This window comes from Sphingobacterium sp. 1.A.5 (assembly GCF_002734235.1).
Classification (GTDB): Bacteria; Bacteroidota; Bacteroidia; order Sphingobacteriales; family Sphingobacteriaceae; genus Sphingobacterium; species Sphingobacterium daejeonense.
Genome location: NZ_PEBA01000034.1, coordinates 66,802 through 89,931, shown reverse-complemented (window position 1 = coordinate 89,931; position 23,130 = coordinate 66,802). Strand labels below are relative to the sequence as shown.

Annotated in this window: 21 protein-coding genes; 8 read left to right on the top strand and 13 right to left on the bottom strand. The window is 37.6% G+C overall.

Annotation, left to right across the window (positions count from 1 at the left end):
• Nucleotides 1–113 precede the first annotated feature (113 nt).
• The 4 genes from murA (at nucleotide 114) to CRT24_RS21275 (ending at nucleotide 3,036) form a co-directional block, all read left to right on the top strand.
• On the top strand, nucleotides 114–1,439 hold the full coding sequence (gene murA / locus CRT24_RS13215; protein WP_099371694.1) for a UDP-N-acetylglucosamine 1-carboxyvinyltransferase: 1,326 nt from the start codon (nucleotides 114–116) through the stop codon (nucleotides 1,437–1,439).
• Nucleotides 1,440–1,540: 101 nt separating this feature from the next.
• Nucleotides 1,541–2,173, top strand: coding sequence for a YceI family protein (locus tag CRT24_RS13210; protein WP_099371693.1), 633 nt, complete (start codon nucleotides 1,541–1,543; stop codon nucleotides 2,171–2,173).
• Nucleotides 2,174–2,378: 205 nt separating this feature from the next.
• Nucleotides 2,379–2,852, top strand: a complete 474-nt coding sequence (rlmH, locus tag CRT24_RS13205) for a 23S rRNA (pseudouridine(1915)-N(3))-methyltransferase RlmH (RefSeq protein WP_099371692.1) — start codon at nucleotides 2,379–2,381, stop codon at nucleotides 2,850–2,852.
• A 52-nt stretch (nucleotides 2,853–2,904) separates the two neighbouring features.
• The gene (locus CRT24_RS21275) at nucleotides 2,905–3,036 is read left to right on the top strand and encodes a hypothetical protein (protein WP_257214044.1); all 132 of its coding nucleotides are present in this window, start codon (nucleotides 2,905–2,907) and stop codon (nucleotides 3,034–3,036) included.
• Nucleotides 3,037–3,490: 454 nt separating this feature from the next.
• Here CRT24_RS21275 and CRT24_RS13200 read toward each other — a convergent pair whose 3' ends face one another.
• Both CRT24_RS13200 and CRT24_RS13195 read right to left on the bottom strand, forming a co-directional pair.
• Nucleotides 3,491–3,952 carry an NUDIX domain-containing protein gene (locus tag CRT24_RS13200; protein WP_099371691.1) on the bottom strand — a complete coding sequence of 154 codons (462 nt, stop codon included), beginning with the start codon at nucleotides 3,950–3,952 and terminating at the stop codon, nucleotides 3,491–3,493.
• Between the two features lie 122 nt (nucleotides 3,953–4,074).
• Nucleotides 4,075–4,812 (bottom strand): hypothetical protein, encoded by a 738-nt coding sequence (locus CRT24_RS13195; protein WP_099371690.1) that lies wholly within the window; start codon nucleotides 4,810–4,812, stop codon nucleotides 4,075–4,077.
• A 142-nt stretch (nucleotides 4,813–4,954) separates the two neighbouring features.
• Here CRT24_RS13195 and CRT24_RS13190 point away from each other — a divergent pair, with 142 nt between their 5' ends.
• Nucleotides 4,955–7,372, top strand: coding sequence for a thiamine pyrophosphate-dependent enzyme (locus CRT24_RS13190; protein ID WP_099371689.1), 2,418 nt, complete (start codon nucleotides 4,955–4,957; stop codon nucleotides 7,370–7,372).
• A 20-nt stretch (nucleotides 7,373–7,392) separates the two neighbouring features.
• Here CRT24_RS13190 and CRT24_RS13185 read toward each other — a convergent pair whose 3' ends face one another.
• The 5 genes from CRT24_RS13185 to CRT24_RS13165 all read right to left on the bottom strand — a co-directional run bounded on the left by CRT24_RS13185 (nucleotide 7,393) and on the right by CRT24_RS13165 (nucleotide 12,645).
• Nucleotides 7,393–8,256 carry an ROK family protein gene (locus tag CRT24_RS13185; protein WP_099371688.1) on the bottom strand — a complete coding sequence of 288 codons (864 nt, stop codon included), beginning with the start codon at nucleotides 8,254–8,256 and terminating at the stop codon, nucleotides 7,393–7,395.
• Complete coding sequence (gene aroC / locus CRT24_RS13180; protein ID WP_099371687.1) at nucleotides 8,246–9,343, bottom strand: chorismate synthase; 1,098 nt, start codon at nucleotides 9,341–9,343, stop codon at nucleotides 8,246–8,248. The genes CRT24_RS13185 and aroC overlap by 11 nt, the downstream gene beginning before the upstream one ends.
• Before the next feature lie 68 nt (nucleotides 9,344–9,411).
• A complete protein-coding gene (aroA, locus tag CRT24_RS13175) occupies nucleotides 9,412–10,665 on the bottom strand; it encodes a 3-phosphoshikimate 1-carboxyvinyltransferase (protein ID WP_099371686.1) in 1,254 nt (417 codons plus the stop codon).
• Between the two features lie 2 nt (nucleotides 10,666–10,667).
• A complete protein-coding gene (locus tag CRT24_RS13170) occupies nucleotides 10,668–11,774 on the bottom strand; it encodes a chorismate mutase (RefSeq protein ID WP_099371685.1) in 1,107 nt (368 codons plus the stop codon).
• 40 nt (nucleotides 11,775–11,814) lie between these two features.
• Nucleotides 11,815–12,645, bottom strand: a complete 831-nt coding sequence (locus CRT24_RS13165) for a prephenate dehydratase (RefSeq protein WP_099371684.1) — start codon at nucleotides 12,643–12,645, stop codon at nucleotides 11,815–11,817.
• Nucleotides 12,646–13,580: 935 nt separating this feature from the next.
• On the opposite strand from CRT24_RS13165, the gene CRT24_RS21270 reads away from it, so the two are divergent.
• The 3 genes from CRT24_RS21270 to CRT24_RS13150 are packed head-to-tail and all read left to right on the top strand — an operon-like array spanning nucleotide 13,581 to nucleotide 15,567.
• Nucleotides 13,581–14,102, top strand: coding sequence for an EamA family transporter (locus CRT24_RS21270; RefSeq protein WP_257214043.1), 522 nt, complete (start codon nucleotides 13,581–13,583; stop codon nucleotides 14,100–14,102).
• Entirely contained in the window at nucleotides 14,099–14,716 is a 618-nt protein-coding gene (locus CRT24_RS13155) for a YigZ family protein (protein ID WP_099371682.1), read from the top strand. The genes CRT24_RS21270 and CRT24_RS13155 overlap by 4 nt, the downstream gene beginning before the upstream one ends.
• Nucleotides 14,713–15,567 carry a nucleoside phosphorylase gene (locus CRT24_RS13150; protein WP_099371681.1) on the top strand — a complete coding sequence of 285 codons (855 nt, stop codon included), beginning with the start codon at nucleotides 14,713–14,715 and terminating at the stop codon, nucleotides 15,565–15,567. The genes CRT24_RS13155 and CRT24_RS13150 overlap by 4 nt, the downstream gene beginning before the upstream one ends.
• Nucleotides 15,568–15,580: 13 nt before the next feature.
• On the opposite strand, the gene rodA is transcribed toward CRT24_RS13150, so the two are convergent.
• The 6 genes from rodA to CRT24_RS13120 all read right to left on the bottom strand — a co-directional run bounded on the left by rodA (nucleotide 15,581) and on the right by CRT24_RS13120 (nucleotide 23,126).
• Nucleotides 15,581–16,864, bottom strand: a complete 1,284-nt coding sequence (gene rodA, locus CRT24_RS13145) for a rod shape-determining protein RodA (RefSeq protein WP_099371680.1) — start codon at nucleotides 16,862–16,864, stop codon at nucleotides 15,581–15,583.
• Nucleotides 16,857–18,836 carry a penicillin-binding protein 2 gene (gene mrdA, locus CRT24_RS13140; RefSeq protein ID WP_099371679.1) on the bottom strand — a complete coding sequence of 660 codons (1,980 nt, stop codon included), beginning with the start codon at nucleotides 18,834–18,836 and terminating at the stop codon, nucleotides 16,857–16,859. Before mrdA ends, rodA begins: the two co-directional genes overlap by 8 nt.
• Before the next feature lie 19 nt (nucleotides 18,837–18,855).
• Entirely contained in the window at nucleotides 18,856–19,386 is a 531-nt protein-coding gene (locus tag CRT24_RS13135) for a rod shape-determining protein MreD (protein WP_232046883.1), read from the bottom strand.
• A complete protein-coding gene (gene mreC, locus CRT24_RS13130) occupies nucleotides 19,376–20,212 on the bottom strand; it encodes a rod shape-determining protein MreC (protein ID WP_099371677.1) in 837 nt (278 codons plus the stop codon). Before mreC ends, CRT24_RS13135 begins: the two co-directional genes overlap by 11 nt.
• Nucleotides 20,213–20,290: 78 nt before the next feature.
• Nucleotides 20,291–21,313: a rod shape-determining protein gene (locus tag CRT24_RS13125; protein ID WP_093098220.1), complete on the bottom strand. Its 1,023-nt coding sequence runs from the start codon at nucleotides 21,311–21,313 to the stop codon at nucleotides 20,291–20,293.
• A gap of 151 nt (nucleotides 21,314–21,464) precedes the next feature.
• On the bottom strand, nucleotides 21,465–23,126 hold the full coding sequence (locus CRT24_RS13120; protein WP_099371676.1) for a M1 family metallopeptidase: 1,662 nt from the start codon (nucleotides 23,124–23,126) through the stop codon (nucleotides 21,465–21,467).
• Between the last annotated feature and the right edge of the window lie 4 nt (nucleotides 23,127–23,130).

The window sequence follows — 23,130 nt, the reverse complement described above, 5'->3', positions numbered from 1 at the left end:
TGAAAGAAGCAATTGAAAAACTTATTTACAATTGCTTTTTTCATATTGGTATGATATGAATTGAACAGACCTTCAGTATGCTCGATCTGTAGGTTTGGTTGATATGAAAAACTATGAATGCATTTGAAATTTACGGTGGCAAACCATTAAAAGGAGAAATTGTTCCTCAAGGAGCGAAAAATGAAGCATTACAAATTATCTCAGCAGTATTATTGACTGAAGAGAAAATGACCATCAGTAATATCCCTGATATAAAAGACGTCAACAAATTAATCGATCTTCTGATCGCATTAGGAGTGGATGTTAATAGGGTAAATGGTGATACTTATGAGTTTGAAGCAAAGAACATTAATATAGACTATTTCCAATCGGAAGAGTTCAAGAAAAAAGGAGGTAGCCTGCGTGGATCTATTATGATCGTTGGGCCGCTGTTGGCGCGCTTTGGAAAAGCAGCAATCCCTAAACCAGGAGGTGACAAAATCGGACGTCGTCGTTTGGATACCCACTTCTTAGGATTTGAAAAATTAGGCGCCAAATTTGTATACGACGCAGAAAACCATTTTTTCAACGTGGATGCTACCCAGCTAAAAGGTACATATATCCTGTTAGATGAAGCATCGGTTACAGGTACTGCCAACATAGTAATGGCTGCTGTGCTTGCCAAAGGTGTAACAACAATTTACAACGCTGCTTGTGAACCATATTTGCAACAGCTGTGTAAGATGTTGAACAGAATGGGTGCAAATATATCCGGAATAGGCTCAAATTTATTGACTATTGAAGGTGTCGAAAAATTGGGCGGAACAAGCCATAGAATGCTCCCTGACATGATTGAGATCGGTTCATTCATCGGGTTGGCCGCAATGACAGGATCGGAAATTACAATTAAAGACGTGTGTTTCAAAGAATTGGGAATTATACCTTCGGTATTCTCAAGATTGGGGATCAAATTTGAGCTCAAAGGTGATGATATTTTTATCCCTGCGCAGGAGAATTATGAAATCGATACATTTATCGATGGATCAATCCTTACTATTTCTGACGCCCCATGGCCAGGATTTACACCAGATTTGTTGAGTATTGTCCTTGTAACTGCTATTCAGGCAAAAGGAAATGTTTTAATTCACCAAAAAATGTTTGAAAGCAGGTTGTTCTTTGTCGATAAATTGATCGATATGGGAGCACAGATCATATTATGTGACCCACATAGGGCGACAGTGATCGGCTTGAACAAACAGAATAAATTGCGCGGGATTGAGATGACATCTCCAGATATCCGTGCTGGAGTATCATTGTTGATCGCAGCACTATCAGCTCAAGGAAAATCAGTGATCTACAATATCGAACAGATAGAACGTGGTTACCAACATATCGAAGACCGCTTAAAAGCGCTGGGAGCAGATATCAGAAGAATCGAAGCGCAGCCAGCAGGACACTAAGGATATACAATTGTCTGACTTTTGTTAAAAAAGTTACAATTGTTTGAATATCTAGTAAGTTGATATATTTTTGTGTTGAAATTAATTGTTCAAACAAACAAATGAAAAAAATCACATTATTATCTGCAATTGCAGCATTAGTACTAGCATCATGTGCTGGAAACCCTGAAGGTAAAAAAGCTGAAACATCTGATTCAGTTGAAGTTTCTCAAACAGAAGTAGCTGGAACTACTTACAATGTAGATACTACAGCATCAAAAGTAGTATGGACAGGTACAAAAGTTACTGGTAAACACACTGGTACAGTAAACATTAAAAACGGTACTGTTACTGTTGATAATGGTAAATTAACAGGTGCTAATGTTGTTCTTGATATGACTACAATCAGCTCAACTGACTTGGAAGGTGAATTCAAAGAGAAATTGGACGGTCACTTAAAAGCAGATGATTTCTTCGGAGTAGCAACTCACCCTGAAGCATCATTCACTGTTACTGAGGTAAAACCAGGTGCAACTGAAAACGACCTTACAATCTCTGGTAACCTAGTTGTCAAAGGTGTGAGCAAAAACATTACTTTCGATGCTAAAGTTCTTGAAGCTACCGATGCGACTGTAAAAGCAACTGCAAACTTTAACATCACTAGAGCTGACTGGGGTGTTACTTACGAAGGTAAATCTGATGATTTGATCTCTAAAGAAATCAACTTCGATATTACTTTAGTAGCAAACAAATAAGAATTACACTTTTCTAAATATAGAAAGCCTTTGGTCATCGATCAAAGGCTTTCTTCATATATAATAGGATCTACCGCTGATTGGAACTCCATTCAATGCATTTCATTGGAAAGCATTTTATTTGATGCATAACGAGCAGTTATTAAACGAAGACAGCAAATAAAAAGACTATAAATATTATTTTTGCGTTTCAAAGATTGTGCTTATGAAAATTACATTGATCTGTATCGGTAAAACGGATGATCAACATATCGTCAAAGGAATTGAAATTTATACCAAGAGATTGAAACATTATGTCAATTTTCAGATTGTAACCATTCCTGATATCAAGAATTCAAAAAACCTATCAGAGAATCAACAAAAGGAAAAGGAAGCACAGTATTTGTTGAAGAATATCAGCAATCAGGATTACATAATCTTATTGGATGAAAGAGGGAAGGAGTATTCTTCGGTTGAATTCTCTAATTTCCTAGAGAAACAGATGATATCAAGTGTTACCCACCTAGTTTTTATGATTGGAGGGCCATATGGCTTCGATGACAGCGTTTATCAACGTGCTAATTCAAAGATCTCTCTGTCTAGAATGACGTTCTCTCATCAAATGGTAAGGTTGTTTTTTGTAGAACAGATATACCGTGCGTATACGATTATGAGGGGAGAACCTTATCATCATGAATAATTTTATGTAAATTGTATATAATTAGCATCATATAGTAAAGAAGGAGGAAATCATGGAAGAGAATAAGTTTAAAAGAGATTATAAGTATAAGAGCCAAGAAGGTGCACATGGAGGAACCGTAAATAAGTGGATTATTATCATCGGAGGTGCAATCGTGATTTTGTTGGCTTATTTATTAAGATAGTACTTTTTGAGTTGGGATAGATGTGATCTATCCCAACTCAATATTCTATCAATCCCATTATAGTTTTGCTGCAATGGCAAGATTTTCCTGATCCCCAAATCAGGCACATTGACCTCAATAATTACAAAGCATTCTTAAAAGAAAAGTTAAAATAGAAATTTTTATCGATTACAGGTAAGCTTAACGATTTTTGTAACGAACATCAGGAATTGGCGGTATGATATCGATTAATTTTGTGATTTGAGAAATAAGTATGGATAATCTTCCATCCTAAAAATAAATAAGGCGATACGGGGAGTATCGCCTTAAAATCACACTAACTATTAATAAAACCCTATAGAACTAGGTGTTTTCAAAACATGGATTTTAGAATAGACTACAGTCTATTTCCAAGACCCACTGTAAAAGTAAAAACCTTTTATTATAAAATCAAATAAAAGTTGCAACATTTATATTATAATTGAATTTTATCTAAACTTTTTAAAAATTCAACCCATGCAACCCTATCAGTTTTAAATGTTAGGTCATTTTCTTTAAGCTCATTTAAAGGAATTAATCTAAAAGCTTGTAACTTTCCTTCTAGTGATTTTTCAGTAAAGTCGAAAGATTTTGTCCTAATGTTTAATACAATGTCGTTCTTTTGCTCAACTTGATAGTAAATTGAAATGATTTGACTCTCGTTAAAACTCGATTTTTCGTAAAAATCCGTCGTGTAAATATGTTTTGTAACTTCAACATCCATACCCGTCTCTTCTAAATATTCCCGTTTTAAAGCCTCAATCAGACCTTCTCCGTATTCTAAACCTCCGCCCGGGAATTTCGTAAACGAAACATTCTCCGTTCGCTCATCGCTAATAAGAACCTCGTTATTTGAATTAAGTAGAATTCCGTAAACCCTGACATTAAATAAAAACATAATTATATATATAGGACAGATCCGAATCAACGGATCATGAAAATGTAGAAAATTGTGAATTTTGATTGTGAACAATATATAAATAGCCAGGAAATGTTTTAACCTGGCCAATATATTTTAAATTATAGCGGTTGGAACCCAGAACCCATAGTTTCAGCATCCATACCTACTAATGAATAGTGCTTAGGCAAGAACCATGAAACTGTATTCATCGCTGCTTGGTATTCTTTTTCGTTTGAAAAGTTCCGAGGAGTGATATTAAAAACTAAATCTTGAGTAACATTCTCCTCGTCATTGTAGTTCCTGGCTATCAACATAACCATCGGATTTTTTACACCCGAATATTGCAAGAATTCCCGAATCTGTTGACGGGCATAACCTGGAAGAATTTCCTCGGATGGTTGACCAACCAAGATTTCCTCATCGCTGCCAATCACAAAATCCTGGTTGTTCCTAGCAAAATGATGATCATCGGTATAGAATTCTTTGCGAACAGCATAATTCAATAAATCACCATAGCTGAACATCCAATCCGGATTTTCCTTCCTCGTATTTAAGGCAACTCCAAAACCATTCTGCAATAAAACTGGCAATTTGTTTTTGATGACATACGCCTGGAAGTTCTCCCCAGATTCTACAGATCTCAAATTGAAATATGGAAACCCTTCATTACTCATAATGATTTCAGGCTCCGCAACAGCTAAGTTCGCTTCCGCAATGTTATCGATGAATTCTGCAACCCATTCATTGTCCCTTTTCTCTAATGGAATGGTTAGTAGATTGTTAATGACAAGTGTTTTCTCAAGATCGCCTAAGTTTCCGGATCCTGAATTCGCATCAAAAAAATGTATGTTACTCATAAGTCCTTTGAAAATACGGCTAAAAGTAAGGATTATTGTCTTAATGTATAGGGTTTAATTAAAAATACATCTCATTTAAACCTCAACAGAAAGGGATAAAGTCGTTTATTTTCTTATTTTTGTTAAAAAAGGAACCACTTTAATGTCAGAATTAAACACGACACGAGCAGTGCAATATAATACATCAAAAATTAGCTACGAGGAATTCCGCCAGGTACTCATCGAAGATTATAAACTAGCCACTGAGAGCCGATTTGTAAGTTTACTAGGAAGGAAAGAAGTCCTAACCGGTAAAGCAAAGTTTGGAATATTTGGAGACGGAAAAGAATTAGCGCAAATTGCTTTATCAAAGGTTTTCAAACCTGGTGATTGGCGGTCCGGATACTATAGGGACCAAACTCTAGCATTTGCCCTAGGTATTACTAGCATCTATAATTTCTTCTCTCAACTATATGCCAACCCAGATTTAGATGCTGAACCATCATCCGGAGGTAGGCAGATGGTGGCTCATTTCGCAACTCCACTGATTGATGAACAGGGGGAGTGGATGGATCAAACAGCTCAAGTAAACTGCTTTTCAGATATTTCTACAACTGGTGGCCAAATGTCCCGAATTCTGGGACTTGGACTGGCATCAAAACTCTATAAAAATAACCCTAATCTTTCGCATAAAGACAAATTTACAAAGGATGGCAACGAAGTCGTATTCTGTACTATAGGAAATGCGGCAACATCAGAAGGTGTTTTTTGGGAAACTGTAAATGCAGCAGGAGTGAAGCAACTCCCTGTAGTTATCTCAATATGGGATGATGGATATGGAATCTCCGTTCCTAATGATATACAAACTACAAAAGGAGATATTTCAGCTGTCTTACGTGGATTTCAAGAAGATGAAGCCGGACCTGGCTTTGAAATATTTAGAGTTAAAGGTTGGGATTATGCAGGCTTATGTGAAGTTTATGAAAAAGCAGCTGATTTTGCCCGAAACAATGGTAAACCTTGCTTAGTGCATGTTGTAGAAATGACCCAGCCCCAAGGGCACTCAACTTCAGGTTCCCATGAACGTTATAAAACGGATGAGAGACTGGAATGGGAAACAGAATTTGACTGTAATAAGAGAATGAGGGATTGGTTGATCGAATCTGGAATGGCAACAGAAGAAGAGCTTTCAGCAATCGATTCAGAAGCTAAGGATTATGTAAGAAAAGAACAGAAAAGAGCATGGTCAGATTATAGAAAAACATTACAAGTTGATCTTGAAGAAGCGATCGCTAAATTGGAAGGCGTAAACCATCATGCTGCTGAGATCCCCCTGAAAACCCTATTGTCTACTACAGAACCTTCATTAAAAGAAGTATATGTCAATGTTAGAAGGGTTATCAGAGAGCTGAGGGGAGTCGATGTTTTAGGAAAAGATGAATTGATCTCTTGGTTCCAAGAAAAATTAAAAGTTAATCATAATAGATTCAACGACAAACTGTTCGTTGATACTAAATACTCACCTTTGGCAGTTGAGACTATACCTGCTGAATATGACCAGAACTCAGCTATTGTAGATGGCCGTGAAGTGCTGAACGCTTGTTTTAAGGCAAATTTTGACAAGGATGCAAGATTGCTGGCATTCGGGGAAGATGTAGGTAAAATAGGAGATGTAAATCAAGGATTCGCTGGCCTTCAGGATGAATTCGGAAATCAACGTATCTTCGATACAGGGATCCGCGAATCCGCAATTATAGGCAAAGGAATTGGACTGGCAATAAGAGGTTTTAGGCCAATAGCTGAAATACAGTATTTGGACTACTTGATCTATGCAATGCCTGTATTGAGTGATGATCTTGCAAGCTTAAGTTATAGAACAAAAGGAAGACAGAGAGCACCATTGATCGTAAGGACCAGAGGACACCGCTTGGAAGGTATCTGGCATTCAGGGTCTCCTATGTCAGTGCTGTTAGGTGGACTTCGTGGAATGCATATTTGTGTTCCCCGTAATATGACCCAAGCTGCAGGAATGTACAATACCCTCTTGAAATCTGATGAACCCGCATTAGTGGTAGAATGTCTGAATGGGTATAGGTTAAAAGAAAAAATGCCACTAAATATTGGAGAATTCACAGTACCTATCGGCAAAGCAGAGAAAATCCGCGAAGGTTCAGACCTGACAGTAGTGTCATACGGATCAACCTTGAGAATTGTGCAAGAGGCAGCATTAGAACTGGAAAAATTAGGCGTAAGCATAGAAATAATCGATGCTCAATGTCTGCAACCTTTTGACAGAGATCAAATCTCTGTTGAATCTCTGAAGAAGACAAATAAATTATTGGTAGTAGATGAGGATTTTCCAGGTGGAGCATCCGCTTTTATCACACATGAAATATTAGAGAAACAAGGTGGATACTATTATTTGGATGGTCAACCCAAAACTTTAACAGCCAAGGCTCATAGACCTCCTTATGGTTCTGATGGTGATTATTTCACTAAGCCAGCTGTTGATGATGTGGTAGAAACTGCCTACCAAATCATGTCAGATAGTAATCCAACAACATATCCTCCTATTTTTTAAGGAGGATATGTTCCTGAATATTAAATTCCATTTGAAAACAAGGCAGCTGCACCTATGATAGCCGCATGCTCCTGATACTTTCCAATTAGAATTTCAAACTCTTTAAGTGGTGATTTTTCAGGGAAGATTCTGTCCCAAGCCTTGACGATATTACCGCCAATAACTAAAATTTTGCAATCATATTCCTTGCTGAAGAACTTAATAAAACTCAATAAGTTCTCTTGATATTCCGAAAGTAATTGGTCTACTTCTTCTGTTTCGCCATGTTTTTCTAAGATTTCCCTGAGGCCACTTTCCTTGAAACCAGTTAATTCCTCAAATCTTTTTACAAACCAACGAGTCACTAAATACTCTTCATAGATGGAATCCTTATAAGGAGTATTCCATAAATCGGCATCAAAAGCTTTTTCACCTTGGTTCCAAACGGCACTGCCCAATCCTGTCCCCAATGTGATTCCCAAGATCCGCTCATTGTTCTCCAGACCACAACCAAACACTTCACCCTGTAGAAAAGCAGCAGCATCGTTGATATACAATATTGTAAGATCTGTATTGCCTAGGCCGTCCAAAATAGGTTCAGTGACCTGCATATTATAGATGCTGTCATATTTGGATTGACCCTTCATTAGGGCAATTCCTTTGTCATAATCGAATGGTCCCGGGGCAGCGATTCCGATCTTTTTAATCGAAATATCGGTTTTTTCAAGGCAGGCTTTCATGTTATTGGTCCAGTCAAGAAAAATCGATTTAGCATTTTCCAATGAATTTACATGCGAGCGCGTAATGGTTTCGTCAAGAATTTTCCAGGAATCCTTCTCAACGATTGCCGATGTGATATGTGTCCCTCCAATATCACATGAAAGAATATAATTGCTATTCTGCATCCTTTAAATAGGCCTTATATTTTAGAAAATGATCAGCTATCACTAATGCAGCCATAGCTTCTACGATAATTACAGCACGAGGTACGACACATGGGTCATGGCGTCCTTTCCCAGAAATGGTAGTTTCATTTCCTTCTTCATTTATTGTGCTTTGGTCACGCATGATCGTAGCTACAGGTTTAAATGCTGTACGGAAAGTTATGTCCATTCCATTGGAGATTCCACCTTGAATACCTCCTGAAAAATTGGTTATTGTTTTTATTTTGTCGTCTTGATTGACGAAAATATCATTGTGTTCAGAGCCCAACATTTTGGAGCCTTCGAATCCGGATCCATATTCAAAGCCATGCACCGCATTGATGCTCATCATCGCTTTTGCAAGGTCAGCGTGAAGCTTGTCGAATACCGGTTCGCCCAATCCAACAGGAGTGTTTCTGATTACAGTGGAAATGACACCACCAACAGTATCTCCATTTTTTCTAACTTGATTGATGAAATCTTCCATTTCTGCAGCACTCGCCGGATCAGCACATCTCACAATGTTGCTCTCGCGAGTTTCCAATAATGCGTTGAGATCATTCAAGTTTAAATTTGGTGCCTCGATTTGACCTACTGCAGACACGTGAGCAAAAATCTCAATCCCGTGTTTCTTCAAAAATAATTTAGCAATTGCTCCAGCAGCTACTCTTGCTGCTGTCTCGCGTGCTGAAGACCTGCCACCACCACGGTAATCACGGATTCCGTACTTGCTTTGGTACGTGTAATCAGCATGAGAAGGTCTGAATTTATCTTGAATATGGGAATAGTCCTTGGATCGTTGGTCTTCGTTAGGAATAACGATAGCGATTGGTGTCCCCGTCGACTTACCTTCGAATGTTCCGGAAAGAATTTGGGCAGTATCACTTTCTTTTCTTTGGGTCGTTATTTTGGATTGTCCAGGGCGGCGTTTGTCAAGCTCTGATTGAATGAATTCTTCGTCAATGTCAATCAATGCAGGGCAACCATCAATAATCACCCCAATTGCCTTTCCATGTGATTCCCCGAAAGTGCTTATCCTAAATAAATCTCCAAAAGTATTTCCTGCCATAATTCTATAGTGCCCGTAAATATATAAAAATTGATACTAAATATGCTTAGCTTGCCTGAATAATAATATTATTTTTCTGAGATAGAAAAACCTTGCTGTTGCAAATGATCCCAAAACATCGGGTAAGATTTTTCAACCACTTCAGGTTCTTCTATAATAACCTGCTGGAAGACTAAAGCTAAAGGTGCAAATGCCATAGCCATTCTGTGGTCCTCGTAAGTAGAAATAGTAAGATTCCTTGGATCTGACACATTCTCTGTCTTCAGATGATAAGTTTCTCCGTCGGCAACTAATTCCGCTCCGAATTTTGCTATTTCTGTTTGTAGTGCTAAAATCCTATCTGTTTCTTTGATTTTCAAGGTTTCCAAACCCGTGAAAGATACATCCTTCTTCAACGCCGAAGCTACAACAACGACAGTTTGTGCCAAATCAGGACATTCTTTGAAATCAAATAATGTTTTTTCGGAATTTAAACCTACTTTTTTCAAATGCAATCCGTCAGATTCAAAACTCGATTCTACACCGAAATGGGTCATAATCTCCACGATTTCCATATCCCCTTGTAAACTATGCTGTTTTAAACCTGGCAATACGATATGTCCATTCTTTGATAATGCTACAATCGAATACCAATAGGATGCGGCACTCCAGTCCGGTTCAACATAAATTACAGACTCTTGAAAGGGTTGCTTAGCAATATGGATGCTGTTTTGTTTAAAATTATAAGCAATACCACATTCTTTAAGCATTTCCAAGGTCATAGTGACATAGGGACGGGAAGTTAGTTCTCCTTGGATATCCAAAGTAAGTCCTTTTTTCAATGAAGAGGCAATCAATAGGAGGGATGATATATATTGACTGCTAATATTACCTTGGATTGAAATCTTGTCCTTTCCCTGAATCATTCCACCTTCAATTTTGATGGGAGGGTATCCTGATTTGTTTTCATAATGAATATCGGCACCTAAATCTTTCAATGCATCAACCAAAATACCTATTGGTCTTTGTTGCATACGCTCTGTTCCGGTAAGAACAAAGTTTCCTTTGATCAAATTAAGATATGATGTCAGGAAACGCATAGCCGTTCCCGCTGGGCCAATATCTATAGTTTTTAGGTCTGTTGAAGTATTTTGTGCTTTTTCTAGGGCAGCTTTCAATGTAACAGTGTCGGCTGCTTCTGAAAGATTTTCGACTTTAACAGTTCCTTTACTTAATGCTTGGATGATAAGAGCACGGTTGCTCTCAGATTTGGAGCCTGTAAGCTGTACCGTGCCTTTAATTTCTTGCGAAGGGTGGGTTAAAATTAAGCTTTTCGCTGACATTATTAAGCCTCCGCAACCGGTTTAGTGTTCATAACCTCGTTTTGCTTACGAATAGATTCGTTGTGAACCAATTCCAAATATTTTGATGTAAACTCTTCACTTAAGTTAAGCGCGTTTGCCAATTGGATGCGTTTCTTAACTAAATCATCCCAACGGTTGATCTGAAGAATTGTAACGTTGTTATCTCTCTTAACCTCACCAATTTTCTCAGCAATCTTCATGCGGTCAGCAATTTGTTTGATGATCTGGTCATCCAATTTGTCAATCTGACTGCGTAACTCCGCTAATTTATCTTCAAAAACAGGGTTGTTAGACTCTGGCTTACGAACTGAAACACTATCCAATAGATCTGCCAATGCTGCTGGAGTTACTTGCTGTTTAGCATCAGTCCAAGCAACAGATGGATCAATGTGAGATTCAATAATCAATCCTTGCATATCCATATCCATCGCTTTTTGTGTAATATATGGAATCAACTCACGGTTACCACAGATATGACTAGGGTCATTGATAATAGGTAATTCAGGAGCAATTGCCTTTAATTGAATAGCGATATCCCACATTGGTTCATTACGGAAAGCAGTTTTTTCGAATGATGAGAAACCTCTATGGATGGCACCTAATTTCTTAATACCAGCTCTGTTTACTCTTTCTAATGCGCCTAACCACAATGATAAATCTGGGTTTACTGGGTTTTTGATCAATACTGGAACATCTACACCTTGCAATGCGTCAGCAATTTCCTGTACTGTAAAAGGGTTTGCTGTTGAACGAGCACCTACCCATAAAATATCAACGCCAGCAGCCAAAGCCTCCTCTACGTGTTTAGCTGTCGCTACTTCTGTCGCAGTCAATAATCCAGTTTCTTCTTTTGCTCTTTTCAACCATTCTAATCCGATGCTGCCAATACCTTCGAATTCCCCTGGACGTGTGCGTGGTTTCCAAATCCCAGCACGTAAAACATTCACTTTTCCAGTGTTGGCTAATAAATGTGCAGTAGAAACCAATTGCTCTTCAGTTTCAGCACTACATGGTCCGGCAATGATTAAAGGTTTATCTCCTGTATCTAACCAAGATTTTAAAGGGAGAATGTCTAATGAATGTTTCATTGTATTTTTTTTTGATTATTTACTTATTAATTATTTTGATTTAGATCTTTTCGTTTTTCACGTATTCACCCATGATACTGAAGTTCACGGTATGTTTTAATACTTTTCTGATGGCAGCGTCGTAATCTGCTTGTTTTTTCCACTCTACATCAACATAAAAGTCATATTCATTTCTACGACCTACAACAGGCATAGACTGGATTTTACTCAGGTTTACATTTTGTTCAGCAAAACATTGTAAAACTGTGGCTAATGCACCAATGGCATGCGAAGTCTGGAATGACAAGGAAGCTTTGTTTGCATTCTTTTGTTCCTCTAATTCATTCGACAGAATTAAAAACCGTGTAGAATTCTTTTTATTGGTTTCAATTCTTTTCTCTAGAATTTCCAATCCATATAATTTTGCTGCTGCTTCACTCGCAATTGCGGCAGTGTTGGTAAGCTTTTCTTCATGAATTTTCTTAGCACAAGCAGCGGTATCCATACCCTCCTTGATAATCCATTCAGGATGGTCGCTCAAGAATTCATCACATTGTCTGATCGCGATAGGGTGTGATTCTACAAACTGAATGTCGGAGATCTTAACCCCAGGCAATGCGAGTAGGTGCTGTTGAATGTTCAGATGTACTTCGCCGATAATATGAAATCTATAATCTCTCAACAAATTGTAATTAGGCAGAATACTTCCTGCAATTGAGTTCTCAATTGCCATTACAACGAAGTCTGCTTTCCCTTGTTTCAATAATTCGCAAGTCTTCTTGAATGAAGAGCATTCAAGCGTTTCGATATCCCTGCCGAAATATTTGTAAGCCGCTTCTTCATGAAAGGAAGCCTTAACTCCTTGGATGGCAATTTTTATTTTCTCACTCATTGTTTTTATATGCGTTCTTTAATTCACAAAAAAAGGTCCCAAACTTTGCAGCTGGGACCCCTTTATATCTTATATATACTATATACTAGTCCCAGCTCTTATCTCTAAAATAAAAGAACCAAAAGTTGGTATATGTATATTGTTTGTTCATTTCCCGTTTATTTGTTGTCAAATATAGAACTTCTTTAATTAAGTGCAAAATTTTTTTAAAAAATATTATAAAAGAAGTTAATAAAATGTATAAAAATTAGTTAAAAAATAGCCAAAAAACGATGGTAAAAACAGCCATTTTTTTAATAAAAAAATGCTATTAAAAACGTGTTAATATTTATGTAAAGTGCGTTTAACGTATTTAAATACATTTTAATTTGATTTATCGAATAAAAATAATGATAAAAAATCATTAAAAAATGATCTAAAAAAATGAATAAAATAACTGTTAAAATCTGTATAAAAAATTAATATAATTAATGTTTTTTGAGGTTAAAATTACATGATATTCATGTTTTAATTTGTTGATTTGGTTTTAATTCATTCAATAATGATTTACTATCCATGCTTTAAAAAGATATATTTGTACCATTTCAGAAGAATAAATTTAAATGTTATATATTCTCATATCCGTTTTGTGCTCGGTCACAGTTGCCATCATAATTAAGTTCGCCAGGCAACTCGGGGTTAATTATCTTCAATTGCTAGTTTGGAATTACCCCATCGCACTCCTTCTAACCTATATCATATTAAAACCTGAATTGGTCCAATGGACATCTGATCTACCTTGGCATTTATATCTCCCTCTCGGATTTCTTTTGCCTTTTATATTTATATGTATCGCATTATCCATTCGCTTCAGCGGTATAGTAAAGACCGAGGTCGCACAACGCTTGTCTTTGTTCATTCCATTGATCGCTGCTTACCTATGGATGGGTGAAAAAATGGCAACAGAGAAATTTTTGGGAATAGGAGTGGGGTTGGTAGCCATAGTTTTTTCAATTGGTTGGAATAAAAATAATCAGAATAATGGAAAGAACTTTTGGATATTTCCAATGCTGGTGTTTATTGGCATGGGAATAATTGATATTATCTTTAAACATATCGCACAGCATCCAGAGATAAGTTATATGTCCTCTCTTTGGATCGTGTTTACATTAGCATTAGGCTTTGCTTTGCTATTTCTTTGTTATTTACTGTTTATAAGAAAAGAAAGTTTTGATGTGAAGGCTTTATTATTTGGAGCAATATTGGGCGTGTTTAATTTTGGAAATATCGTGTTTTATATGAAGGCTCATCGCGCTCTACCTGACAGCCCTTCTTTGGTTTTCACAGGAATGAATATAGGCGTAATAGCTGTTGGAGCACTGGCTGGAGTCTTCTTATTTAAGGAGAAACTTAGCAAATACAATAAAATAGGGGTACTTTTGGCTATTATTTCAGTATTATTAATTGCATTTCTGTGAGTTTATTTGAAGATATATATAAGACTATTGACGAACCTTCTGAAGGGATTTTTCGGGATAAGGGAAGTAAGTTTATCGCTTATGCATACCCATTTAAGGACGAGAATAAGGTAAAAGAAATCATTGCTGAGCTCAAATCAATGCATCCAAAAGCAAGGCATCATTGCTGGGCGTATCGGTTGACCCCAGACCGTACGGTATTCAGAGTTAATGATGATGGCGAGCCTTCGGGAACAGCAGGACGTCCTATCTTAAATGTGTTGCTGTCGATGGATGTCACTAATATCATGGTGGTTGTAGTAAGGTATTTTGGTGGTACGCTGCTTGGGGTCCCAGGATTGATCAATGCCTATAAGTCTGCTACACAAGAAGCATTGCAAATTTCAGAAATTGTAGAAAAAACAGTGAATGATGTGTATGAAGTCACATTTGATTATATTCAAATGAATGATGTCATGCGTATAATCAAAGAAACTGAGGTCATTGTCTTAAGTCAAGATTTTGATACGAAGTGTAAAATTACCTTTGAAATCCGTAAATTACAGGTAAATGAAGTGATCGGGAGAATGGATAAAATTGAGGGGCTGACGATCAATTACTTACGGACCATATGATTAACGATTCTGAACTTATTATTAACGCAGATGGAAGTATTTACCATCTGAATTTATTGCCTACTGACATTGCTGATACCATTATTTTCGTTGGAGATCCTGACAGGGTACCTGAAGTTTCGAAATACTTCGATGATATCGAAATAAAAAAAGGACGGCGTGAGTTTATAACTCATACTGGAACTTTACGAGGAAAGAGGATTACTGTTATTTCAACTGGAATTGGAACCGATAATATTGATATTGTCCTGAATGAATTGGATGCTTTGGTCAATGTTGATTTTAATACCAAAAGCTTAAAACAAGAAATAAAATCTTTGGATATCATTAGAATAGGAACTTCTGGATCCATTCAAGGAAATATTTCCATGGGTACAATCTTAGCTTCTGAGTATGCTATTGGTTTTGATACGCTCATGCAATACTACCGTAAACCTTACACCGAACCTGAAGTGCAGTTGCAAGAGGCCGTAATAAATCATTTTGAAGGACTAAGCTTTAAACCTTATGTGGGAAGAGCTTCTCAAAAATTAATGGAAAAGTTTGCTTTCGACCTTCCCAAAGGTGTTACAATGACCGCGCCAGGCTTTTATGGACCCCAAGGTAGAAATGTAAGATCCCAAAATATATACCCAGACCTGATCAAGAATGCAAATAGCTTTGAAATTTCTGGAAGAAACATCACTAATCTTGAAATGGAAACTGCAGGGATTTATGCCCTAAGCAATATGTTTGGACATCATGCAATCTCAATCAATGCGATTTTGGCAAGTCGTGTCAATGAAGCATTCAGCAAAAATCCGCAGCAGATTGTTGATAATGCAATCAAATTAATTCTAGATAGGATTTAAAAGCTTTCGAAAACTAGAAACCCTGACTGATGGCAGTTCCTTTCCTAGCGGAGTCAAATCTCAATAGGATAAATAATAAAATGGTAAAAGACCATAAGGAAGAACCTCCATAACTGATAAAAGGTAAAGGTATACCTATTACAGGCACTATACCAATGGTCATCCCTATATTAATAAAGAAGTGAAAAAATAGAATTGAAGCAACCCCATACGCGTAGATTCTAGCAAATGCAGTTCTTTGCCTTTCGGCAATATTGACGATACGAACCAACAAAGCAACGTAAATAGCAATCAATATAACAGAACCTACAAATCCCCATTCTTCACCTACTGTACAGAAAATAAAATCTGTACTTTGTTCAGGGACAAAGTTGTATTTGGTTTGGGTTCCCTGGAGGTAACCTTTTCCAAATAATTGACCTGAACCAATAGCAATCATGGATTGATTAAGATTATATCCTTGCCCCTTCGGGTCATCCATTTTTCCTAGGATGATATCAATCCGGTTTCTCTGGTGAGGTTGTAAGATTTGTTCATAAGCAAAATCAACAGATAATACATATACGCTGGAAACGACGAACAGAATAGCCATATTGATCAAATTCTTGCGTTTCTTGCGCATCATAAATGCGAAGAATCCACAGATCAGAGCTAAACAACCTATCAAGATCCATTGGTTGACCAAGAGGGCCAATACAAATAGGAATATGGCTAAACCACCGATTATCAATAAACCTGTACTGACATAACCCTCTCTATAGAACACGAAAACCAATGAAAAGAATGCCAACGCGGATCCAGTATCTGGTTGTAACATAACTAATGCTACAGGAAATAAGACAATGCAAATCCCCACAAACAAGGTCTTCATGTTCGGGTTTTTATTGGTTTGATTACTGAGGTAATAAGCCAACAAAAGACAGGTCGCAAGTTTACCAAACTCTGAAGGCTGCAGCCTAAAACTTCCTAACGGAATCCAGGCTTGATTTCCACCAACATTTCTACCGACCACCAAAACGGCAATCAACAACAGAATGACTACAATATAGATGATAGGAGCTGAAGATATGAAAAAACGGGAATCGATAATCAAAATACAGATCCCAATGATCAAGGCTGTAAAAATATAGATAGATTGTTTCCCATAGTTTGTTGCAAGGTTGAAAAGACCTGGGTTTTCAGGGTCATAAACTGCTGCATGAATATTGAACCAGCCAATCAAGCACAATGCCAACCACAAGCCAATGGTCAACCAGTCTATCCTTCCAAAAAAACTTTTCTTTTGAAGACTATTCATGGTTTCTCCTGATTTGACTATGGTGTACTAAAGTTCCTGATTCCTGTCTCTTTTTAGGATTTACTGCTGCAGTTCTCACTGTTTCAACCTTTGTTTTTGTATTCTTTGTACTGTCTTTTTTGATCGTTTCTTCCTTCTTGACCTTTGGTTTTGGAAGCAAGTTCCCATTATAAATCCTATCTTGAATATATTTTGGCAATGAAATAGTGTCCTTTAAATATTTTTCTACCATCATACTCGCGATAGGAGCTGCCCAAGTACCACCGTAACCTGCATTTTCAACGAATACAGCAATTGCGATTTTTGGGTTTTCCCTCGGCGCAAAAGCGAAAAATACAGCATGGTTCTCGCCATGAGGGTTCTGAACGGTTCCTGTTTTTCCGCACATTTCAATTCCTGCAATCCGCGAAGCAGCACCTGTACCACCTTGATTAACCGCTTGGCTCATCCCTTCAATGACTGGTTCGTAATATTTAGCATCAACACCCGCAAAGATTTTCTCAGTAAACTCCTCTTTTATGATTTGTTTCTCGCCAATCCCTTTAATTAAATGAGGACGGTAATAAAACCCTCTATTGGCTACAATAGCCATTATGTTAGCCATCTGTAATGGCGTAATTCCTAATTCACCTTGGCCAATGGACAATGAAATGTTGAAACTTGAACGCCAGTTTCCACTGCCATATCGTTTGGTATAGAAATCGGATGTTGGAACCAGTCCGGGTTTTTCACCGGGAAGGTCAATGCCCAACTTATGTCCCAATCCGAATTTACCTAATGACTCTTTCCATAAATCATAAGCCTTTGGACCACTCATCCCTCTGGAGTCTATCATCTTAGCATATACATACCCGTAATAAGTGTTGCATGACATCTTGATGGATTTCACTAAGCCTGTTGCACCGTCTACGTGGGTACAACGCATGATGGCTCGCCCTCCTCCATATCGGTATCCTCCAGGACAATAAAAAACAGTCTGGTCATTGATAACTCCAGCTTGCTGGGCTGTAAGTGCTGCGACAACCTTAAAAACTGAACCAGGAGGATATGAAGCTTGGATTGGACGTATAAACATAGGTTTCGTTTCGTCATTCAGCAACTTCATATAATTGTTTCCCAATTCTCGGCCTACCATCATATTTGGATTGTAGGACGGACTGCTTACAAAACTTAGGATCTCACCAGTTGAAGGCTCTATGGCCACCACTGATCCCAGCTTATTCTTCATTAACTTCTCAGCAAGAATCTGAAGGTCCTTGTCCAAAGATGAAACCAATCCATCTCCAGTTACCGCCAAGGTATCATACTTGCCTTCCATAAAGCTACCTTGTGGTCGGTTTAACGCATCAACCATTTGATTCTGCACACCTCTTTTCCCCCTCAATAGATCCTCGTAGGCACGCTCAACTCCAGAAGCTCCGATATAATCACCAGGTCGGTAGAAACCATTTGATTTTTCAATGTCGCGGTCATTTACCTCTTGGATGTAGCCCAAAAATTGAGCAGCAATACTATCCGGGTAACTTCTAACTGTACGGTTTAATGGATAAAATCCCCTGAACTTATACAGATGTTCTTGAAATTTGGCGTAAACAGTAGACGATACCTGCTTCATAAATTGTGAAGCACGGTATGGAGAATGAGCTTTCGCTTTTTTCATCCGCAAATTGAAATCAATCGTATCAATTCCAAGCAAATCACACAATAGAAGCGTATCGAGATCCTTCACTTCACGGGGCGTCACCATAATATCATATACCGGCTCATTCTGAACCAATACTTTTCCATTCCGATCGAGGATAACACCGCGAGCAGGGTAGATGATTTTCTTACGCATAACGTTATTGTTCGCTGACAACAAATACTTGTCATCAATGACTTGGATATAAAATAGCCGTGCCACAATAACTAATGCAATAGCAATAAAAATTCCTTGTATAACGAACTTACGGTTGAAGTAACTATTGTTCATGTGAATAAGACCGTAATTATTAATTACTTAATAAGCGAGATTTTCTTTTATAAATAAGTATACTAATCAATATGATTAACAAGATAGTAAAAATACTGCTTAGTAAGATGCTTAACAGTGTGCTTAAATAGTTTGAGAAACTAAAATATTCCACGTGTAGGAGAACAATGTGATGAATCAAAGTCCCAATAGAAATGTAAGAAATAAACCATTTCGAACCCATGTTACCTAATGAAGGAGTTTCAAAGGAATCTTGAACATCAACGTCCAAAGTAATCCTATGGAAGAAAATCCTGTACCATGCCAAGGCAACACAAGCTGCAGCATGCACCCCGATTGAATCGTAAAATGCATCAACCGTTAAACCAGTTAAAAATGCTAAAATGTACAATATAAAGTTAGGTGTACCGATAGGCAACAAAAAGATAATCAGGATATAGGGAAATGGGGTCGCCAAATTGTAATATCCAATATTTTTGAACAATACAACCTGCATGGCAATCAAAACCACAAATCGAAGGACATTGAAAATAATTAATCTACCCATCATTATCCTCCGTTACTGCTTCCAATTGATTTTTTTCGTCTTCCAATAAATCTTTCACAACATATACATGATTCAAGTTGCTAAAGTTTGTTCTCAGTTTAATCTTAACATCCAAGAATGAACCCCCAGAACTAATACCTGTTTCCTCCACTGCTCCGATTTCTATTCCTTTTGGAAATAAAGAGAACCCGGAGGTATAGACTTTTTGGCCTTTCTGAACTTTTACATGATTAGGGATATCCTTAACAATAGCAAATTGCGGATTTGAAGTATTACCCCAAACCAAAGAACCAAACACGTTCGTAGTATCCAAAGTCACAGAAATCCTGGTGTCAGGGTGCAACAACGATTGGATCGTACTGAAATGTTGCGAAACATTCAATACTATTCCTACGACTCCATTTGAAGTGATTACGCCGAGGCCTTTCTGTATTCCTGCCAATGAACCTTTATTGATAGTAATGAAATTGCTTTTTTGATGAATACTGTTATTTACCACTTCTGCCATGGTAAAATGATATCTGTTCATCTCAATGGAATCAACGATGCGAACCGAATCTAAGGTATCTGTTAAGATGTAATTTTGAAGTTGTTGGCGTAGTTGAGAATTTTCTAAAGCCAAGTTCTTGTTGGTTTCTTCAAGAGCCAAGTAACTTTTCCATGAATTGAGTTTATCATAGAATGAACCTACAACAACATTTGAAGAGTTAATGAAAGAAGATCTTTGGTATCTGTTATTTTGAACAACCAGTAAAAGTGAAGCAACAAAAAAAAGAATAAACCAGAAAAAGGCATTGTATCTAACCAAGAAAAGCCAAAGGTTCTTCATTATTATTCTCTTTTAATAGCTACGCGATATAACATGTTTGAACGTTATATCGCGTAATTATAATTTTTTTATTAGTTATTACTGCATTAAGAACTTGAAACGACCAATGTTCTTAAGCGCAATGCCTGTTCCTCTAACAACGGCACGAAGTGGATCTTCAGCAACGTGTACCGGAAGTTTTGTTTTCGCTTGAATACGTTTGTCCAAGCCACGAAGAAGAGCACCACCACCAGTTAAGTAAATACCTGTTTGGTAAATATCTGCTGATAGTTCAGGAGGAGTGATCTCCAAAGCTTTAAGAATTGCTTCTTCGATTTTGGAAATAGATTTGTCTAAACAGTGAGCAATCTCGGTATAGGATACAGTGATTTGTTTAGGAATACCTGTCATTAAATCGCGACCTTGAACGGCGAAATCCTCAGGTGGATCAGTCAATTCAGGAAGGGCAGCACCAACTTCAATCTTGATCTTTTCCGCTGTGCGGTCTCCAATCATGATGTTATGCTGACGGCGAATATATTGTACAATGTCTGAGTCAAAGTTGTCCCCAGCAACGCGGATGGACTGATCACAAACAATACCTGATAAAGCAATAACTGCAATTTCGGTCGTACCACCACCGATATCGATGATCATGTTACCAACAGGTTCCTCAACATCGATCCCGATGCCGACAGCAGCAGCCATAGGCTCGTGGATAAGGTAAACCTCTTTAGCGCCAGCGATCTCCGCCGAATCACGAACAGCACGTTTCTCAACCTCCGTAATGCCGGAAGGAATACAAACAACCATACGTAACGAAGGGAAAAACCAACTTTTACCTTTGTTGATCAATTTAACCATACCACGAATCAAATGCTCTGCAGCCGTAAAGTCCGCAATAACACCATCGCGTAATGGCCTTACTGTTTTTATGTTGTCGTGAGTTTTACCCTCCATTTGCATCGCTTGGCGACCAATTGCGATCACCTTGTTTGTCGTGCGGTCAAATGCTACTATTGAGGGCTCATCTACTACTACTTTATCATTGTGAATGATTAGGGTGTTAGCTGTTCCCAAGTCTATTGCAACTTCTTGCGTAAACCAATTAAAAAGACCCATTTAGATGTGAAAGTATTTTTTGTAATTTAATTGCAAACCTAATGAAAAAAAATGGTTTTTATAGAAACCATTATCTATAAAAAATCATCTTTTGATGATGAATAATTTCAAAATTTTAAATAATCCTATTGCTAACGAATTTAATATTATTTTATTGTATCGTTACTCCAATGTAATAGTTGAACGTGTCAACCTTGAAATTCTCTTTCGTCAATCCTTCTAAACGCATTACCTTAAACTTGTCCGTAGGGTTAATGAGCTGTCTCTTACCATCTTTATCAAAAATATGGACAGGCATGTCAAAACCTTCAACCTCTGAATTCCAACGTATCATAAATACTCCAGGATTATTTTCAATGACCTCCAAAGTAGGGATACTTGTCCGACGGACATATTGTTCAAAAGTCTTGTCAAGATTGATACCTGACTCTTGGCTCATGTAACCCAATATGTCATTATAATCCACTGTCTTATGATAGAATACTTGGTTGAGTCCTCTTAATATTTTTAACCATTTCTCGTCATTGTCAATCATGGTCCGGATCATATTATGCAATACTCCACCTTTATTGTACATGTCTCCTGAGCCCTCCTTGTTGACATTATAAGGACCTTGGATCGGACTGTCGTTCTGGATACCCCTGCGATTACCATTTACATAAGCCTGACTTGCCTCTTTTCCGTAGAAAAAATCAATGAACAAAGCCTCAGAATAATTAGTGAAACTCTCATGAATCCACATGTCACCTAAATCTTTCGCAGTGATGTTATTGCCAAACCATTCATGGCCAGACTCATGGACAACGATAAAATCCCACTTCTTGCCCCATCCGGTCCGAGAACCATCGCCACCTAAATAACCGTTTTGATATTTATTGCCATATGCAATAGCACTTTGATGCTCCATCCCTAAATGTGCTGTTTCGACTAACTTGTACCCATCTTCGTAAAATGGATATGGTCCAAACCAATGCTCAAAGGCTTTTAAAGTCTCATTCGCATTTTTCTTTAAATGATCAATCTTACCAGCATTCTCTTTGAGAACATAATAGTCTACAGATAAAGGTCCTTTTTCACCTTTATAGGTTTCCTTGAAATGTGCATAATCACCAATATTTAATGCTACATTATAATTGTTGATGGGATTTTCAACTCTCCAATGGTATTTTGTGTAACCATTCTTCAACTTCTCCGTCTTGATCAACCTTCCGTTTGAAACATTCATCACTTCATTGGGAACAGAAACTGAAATCAACATTGAATTCACTTCATCTGACTGATGATCCTTATTTGGCCACCACACGCTGGCACCCAATCCTTGACAAGCCGTAGCAACCCAAGGCTTGCCGTTGCTGTCTTTCTTCCAATCAAAGCCGCCATCCCAAGGGGCACGAGTGGCCTGAATCGGATTGCCTGAATAATGGACCGTGAATGAATCTAATTTACCTTTCTCAATATAATCTGGAAAATCAACAAATACTGCATTATATTCCCGACTAAAGGGGAGGGATTTTCCTTTATATTCAACTTTATCTACCGAAAGGTTGTCAAAGAGATCAAATTGAAGCTTGTTGAAACGTTCAACAGCCTGAAATTTAAAAAGATTGCTGCCTGATATAAACTTTTTGTCGATGTCAACTTTAACGTCAAGATGGTAATATTGAATGTCATAGCAAGTACGAAGTGGAGTTAATTCCCCCCTTAATGAATCTGCTTTATTATATATATCCTTAGCTTTCATTAATTGGGCTTGACTGAATTGAACAGCAGAGCACATTAATAATCCTAGAGCAATAGATTTAGCCTTAATCATGGTT

Bases quoted from the DNA above. Each gene is read 5' to 3' on its own strand.
- CRT24_RS13185 (WP_099371688.1), bottom strand. From the start codon at position 8,256: ATGCAGAATAGCAATTATATTCTTTCATGTGATATTGGAGGGACACAT.
- aroC (WP_099371687.1), bottom strand. From the start codon at position 9,343: ATGGCAGGAAATACTTTTGGAGATTTATTTAGGATAAGCACTTTCGGG.
- rlmH (WP_099371692.1), top strand. From the start codon at position 2,379: ATGAAAATTACATTGATCTGTATCGGTAAAACGGATGATCAACATATC.
- CRT24_RS21270 (WP_257214043.1), top strand. From the start codon at position 13,581: ATGGCAACAGAGAAATTTTTGGGAATAGGAGTGGGGTTGGTAGCCATA.
- mrdA (WP_099371679.1), bottom strand. From the start codon at position 18,836: ATGAACAATAGTTACTTCAACCGTAAGTTCGTTATACAAGGAATTTTT.
- CRT24_RS13210 (WP_099371693.1), top strand. From the start codon at position 1,541: ATGAAAAAAATCACATTATTATCTGCAATTGCAGCATTAGTACTAGCA.
- mreC (WP_099371677.1), bottom strand. From the start codon at position 20,212: ATGAAGAACCTTTGGCTTTTCTTGGTTAGATACAATGCCTTTTTCTGG.
- CRT24_RS13125 (WP_093098220.1), bottom strand. From the start codon at position 21,313: ATGGGTCTTTTTAATTGGTTTACGCAAGAAGTTGCAATAGACTTGGGA.
- murA (WP_099371694.1), top strand. From the start codon at position 114: ATGAATGCATTTGAAATTTACGGTGGCAAACCATTAAAAGGAGAAATT.
- rodA (WP_099371680.1), bottom strand. From the start codon at position 16,864: ATGAATAGTCTTCAAAAGAAAAGTTTTTTTGGAAGGATAGACTGGTTG.
- aroA (WP_099371686.1), bottom strand. From the start codon at position 10,665: ATGTCAGCGAAAAGCTTAATTTTAACCCACCCTTCGCAAGAAATTAAA.
- CRT24_RS13170 (WP_099371685.1), bottom strand. From the start codon at position 11,774: ATGAAACATTCATTAGACATTCTCCCTTTAAAATCTTGGTTAGATACA.
- CRT24_RS13200 (WP_099371691.1), bottom strand. From the start codon at position 3,952: ATGTTTTTATTTAATGTCAGGGTTTACGGAATTCTACTTAATTCAAAT.
- CRT24_RS13150 (WP_099371681.1), top strand. From the start codon at position 14,713: ATGATTAACGATTCTGAACTTATTATTAACGCAGATGGAAGTATTTAC.
- CRT24_RS13135 (WP_232046883.1), bottom strand. From the start codon at position 19,386: ATGATGGGTAGATTAATTATTTTCAATGTCCTTCGATTTGTGGTTTTG.
- CRT24_RS13165 (WP_099371684.1), bottom strand. From the start codon at position 12,645: ATGAGTGAGAAAATAAAAATTGCCATCCAAGGAGTTAAGGCTTCCTTT.
- CRT24_RS13190 (WP_099371689.1), top strand. From the start codon at position 4,955: ATGTCAGAATTAAACACGACACGAGCAGTGCAATATAATACATCAAAA.
- CRT24_RS21275 (WP_257214044.1), top strand. From the start codon at position 2,905: ATGGAAGAGAATAAGTTTAAAAGAGATTATAAGTATAAGAGCCAAGAA.
- CRT24_RS13195 (WP_099371690.1), bottom strand. From the start codon at position 4,812: ATGAGTAACATACATTTTTTTGATGCGAATTCAGGATCCGGAAACTTA.
- CRT24_RS13120 (WP_099371676.1), bottom strand. From the start codon at position 23,126: ATGATTAAGGCTAAATCTATTGCTCTAGGATTATTAATGTGCTCTGCT.